Consider the following 3,457-nt stretch of genomic DNA (forward strand, 5'->3'; position numbering starts at 1 on the left):
GTGCCGGCGGCCAGCCACCAGCCGTCGCAGTCGTCCCAGTCGAGACCGGCCAGCTGCGCCCGCGCCATCTGCACCAGGCCGCTGCAGCCCTCGGCCGCGAGCAGGCCCAGGCCACCCTCGTCGACCGGATGAAAGCGCGGGTAACGCTGCAGCCAGGGCTGCCAGAAATCCGCCTGATGCCGCGCCCGGTAGCCGCCGTAGCCCAGCCAGTGCAGTTGCATGCCGCAGGCCTGCAGATCAACGACGGTCGGCGTCTGCTGCGGCTCGCCGCGCAGCAGGCCGACGGTGGCAAAGCCGAAACGCTTGCCGGCCGCAGCCAGCGCATGCAGGTGATTGGAATGGGCGCCGCCCAGGCTGATCACCCCGGCTGCGCCGCCGGCAGCGGCGGCCTGCAGGTGCGGGGCGAGCTTGAACCACTTGTTGCCGGACACCAGCGGGTCGATCAGCTCCAGACGCAGGCAGGCCAGCTCGATGCCGGCCGCGTCCAGCCAGTCCAGATGCACGGGTTGCAGCGCCGCCTGCGGGCGCCAGTCGGGGAATTGCAGGGCCAAGGTCAGCCGACGGTACGCAGGCGACTACCCGCCTTGTGCCGCGCGCAGCAGTTGGAGTCGCCGGCGTTGAAGCGACTGGGCGAGTCGATCCGGTCGATGGGAAGGGCGCAGCGCTCGCCGCTGGGCAGGCTGGCATCGCAGGTCGGTTGCTGATAGTGCGCCAGCCACTGGCGGTACTGCGGCTCGGAGACGAAGCATTTGGCCGCGGCATAGGCCATGGGGTTGTCTTGGTAGCGGGCGACGTCCTGCAGCGGGATGGTCAGGTGACCGGCGCCCGGGTGGTAGACCACGAACACCACGCCGAGCTTGGCCAGGCGCTCAAGCACCTGGTCGCCGCCCTGGCTGGCGAACTCGTCGCGCTCGCGCTTGAGTCGCGCATTCTCCTGCTGCAGCTGGGCATCCTGCTCGTTGCGGTAGGCCAGCTCGACGTCGCGGATGGCGATCTGCTCCTTGTACTCCACCACCGCCGCGGCAACCTTGGCCTGCAGCTCGCCGTCGAACTGAGCGCGGAGGATGTCGCCTTCGGTACGGCCGTGGCGCTCGAGGGCACGCAGCTGTTCGGACAGCTCTTCGCGGCTGGCCTGGAAGCTCTCGGCCTGGGCGGCCAGCTGCGCCTTGAGACTGGCGTTGAGTTCCTCCTGCTGGCGCAGCGTCTGCTGCAGGCCCTGGATCTGCGCCTGCAGGTGCCTGCCCTGCTCCTCGCTGGTCAACTTGGCCTTGGCCAGCTCCTCCTCGTGCTGCTGGCTCAGGCTGCTGATGCGCAGGCGCTGCTGCTTGATCAGCTGGGCGGTCTTCAGGCGGTGTTCCTGATCCATCTTCTGCGCCAACTGATCGGCCACTTCCTTGGCCGGATCGGGGGCGTACCACTTGTCCTCGGACGCCATCTGCAGGCGCTCGGCGACCACCGCCTGGGCATTCTCGTCTTCCACCAGCAGCCCGAGCTTATTGCCTTTGACCGCATCGCGCAGCAGCACCAGGTCGTTCTGCCCCGGCGCCAGGCTGGGGTCCCACAGGTGCATCTGGTGCCAGGACACCGGGCACTGGCTGCGGCAGGCCAGGCGGATGGGGCCGGCGCCCAGGTCGGGACCACGCCCGGCGCGCTCGGCCAGGTGCTGCAGGGGGATGTTCCAGCCCTTGTCGGGGCTGCCGTCCGCGTTGAAGTCCAGGTAGAAGAACACCGCCGCCTTGACCAGCAGGCGCGGGTTGATGGTGACGAAGGCCACGCGCATCTGCTGGTCGGCGAATTCGGGCATGTTGACCACGCCGTCGAGCAGGGCCTCGAACTCGGGGAACAGCATCTGTTTGCAGATACCGCGTTCACTGAAGAACATCACGGCTTCCACCATCTGCGGCTTGTTCTGCATTCTCATCGGCTTCCCTCTGGACCAACGCGGGTGGCATCTGCGCGCACGGACGACTGCCGACAAGGCCTTGTCAGGCCTGAGCTGCCGGCGCCGTCCATTGTTCAGCCAAGTCTAGGGGAAAAACCCGCCGCAGCAATGTGACGGGCTTGGCACTCGACCAGCCGCCCAGCAGAGTGCGACGAGCCGCAAAACAAAACTGTGATGGATTTCAGTGCTTGGCCGCGGCGAGAAAGGGCGCCAGGCGTTGCGCCATCTCCGCGCCCAGCGCCTGCAGGCCGCTCATCGGGCGGATCATCACCTCGAACTCGACGATCTTGCCGGTCTCGTCGAAACGGATCATGTCGATGCCTTTGAGCTCCCGGCCAGCGACCCTGGCGCTGAACTCCAGCACCACGCTGAGGCCGTCGGCCGTGGCCAGCTCGCGGTGGTAGGCGAAGTCCTCGAACACCTTGAGCACGGTATTGAGGATCAGGTTGACCGCCTGCGCGCCCGGGTAGGGGGTGTGCGCCATGGGCGAGCGAAACACCGCCTGCGGGTGCAGCAACTCCGGCAGCGGCCCCAGGTCCTTGGCGGCGATAAGCTGGTGCCAGCGTTGCAGGCTGGCCGCGGCGGCGGGCTGCAGTTGGGCTTCGAGGGACATCGGGCTTCTCCTTGTTATTGTCGGCCACAAACAAAATGCCCCGCACAAGGCGGGGCGTCTTCTTGCTTAGAGCTCGGCGGCCAGGCGCGAGCCCTGGTTGATCGCGCGCTTGGCGTCCAGTTCGGCCGCCACGTCGGCGCCGCCGATCAGGTGCACGCGCTGGCCGGCGTCCTCCAGGCCCTGCTGCAGCTCACGCAGCGGGTCCTGGCCGGCGCAGACGATCACCGTATCGACCGGCAGCAGCTGCGGCTCGCCGCCAGCGATGCGGATATGCAGGCCGGCGTCGTCGACCTTGAGGTACTCGACCGAGTTGAGCATCTGCACGTTCTTGTTCTTCAGCCCGGTGCGGTGGATCCAGCCGGTGGTCTTGCCCAGGCCGTCGCCGACCTTGGACTTCTTGCGCTGCAGCAGGAACACCTGGCGCGCCGCCGGGTGCGGCTGAGCCGCGATACCGGCGACGCCGCCGCGCGCCTCAAGCGCGCCGTCGATGCCCCACTCCTTCCAGAACGCCTCGCGGTCCAGGCTGGTGGCCTGGCCCTGGTGGGTGATGTACTCGGAAACGTCGAAACCGATGCCGCCGGCGCCGATCACCGCGACCTGCTGGCCGACCGGCTTGCGTTCGAGGATGGCGTCCAGGTAGCTGATCACCTTGGCGTGTTCGATACCGGGAATCTCCGGGGTGCGCGGGGCGATGCCGGTGGCCAGAACGATCTCGTCGAAACCGCCCCCCGCCAGCTCGTCGACGCCGACGCGGGTATTGAGACGCAGATCGACGCCGGTGGTTTCCAGCTTGCGCTTGAAGTAGCGCAGGGTCTCGAAGAACTCCTCCTTGCCCGGCACGCGCTTGGCCACGTTGAACTGGCCGCCGATCTCGCCAGCGGCATCGAACAGGGTCACGCTAT

At 67.8% G+C, this 3,457-nt stretch carries 3 protein-coding genes and 1 pseudogene; all 4 read right to left on the reverse strand.

Annotated elements, in window-relative coordinates:
* Positions 1 to 551 (reverse strand): annotated as a pseudogene (locus N878_RS15395) (1-aminocyclopropane-1-carboxylate deaminase); the annotation flags it as partial.
* Between the two features lie 2 nt (positions 552 to 553).
* Complete coding sequence (locus tag N878_RS15400; protein WP_031303253.1) at positions 554 to 1,921, reverse strand: chromosome partitioning protein ParA; 1,368 nt, start codon at positions 1,919 to 1,921, stop codon at positions 554 to 556.
* 202 nt (positions 1,922 to 2,123) lie between these two features.
* Positions 2,124 to 2,555: a nuclear transport factor 2 family protein gene (locus N878_RS15405; RefSeq protein WP_021444514.1), complete on the reverse strand. Its 432-nt coding sequence runs from the start codon at positions 2,553 to 2,555 to the stop codon at positions 2,124 to 2,126.
* A gap of 66 nt (positions 2,556 to 2,621) precedes the next feature.
* Positions 2,622 to 3,457, reverse strand: an 836-nt coding sequence (locus N878_RS15410) for an FAD/NAD(P)-binding oxidoreductase (protein ID WP_021444515.1), incomplete at its 5' end; no start/stop codon positions are given.

Origin of the sequence: Pseudomonas sp. EGD-AK9 (assembly GCF_000465935.2) — a bacterium.
Taxonomy (GTDB): Bacteria; Pseudomonadota; Gammaproteobacteria; order Pseudomonadales; family Pseudomonadaceae; genus Aquipseudomonas.

Coding starts and splice junctions, on each gene's coding strand:
- N878_RS15400 (WP_031303253.1), bottom strand. CDS start 1,921: ATGAGAATGCAGAACAAGCCGCAGATGGTGGAAGCCGTGATGTTCTTC.
- N878_RS15405 (WP_021444514.1), bottom strand. CDS start 2,555: ATGTCCCTCGAAGCCCAACTGCAGCCCGCCGCCGCGGCCAGCCTGCAA.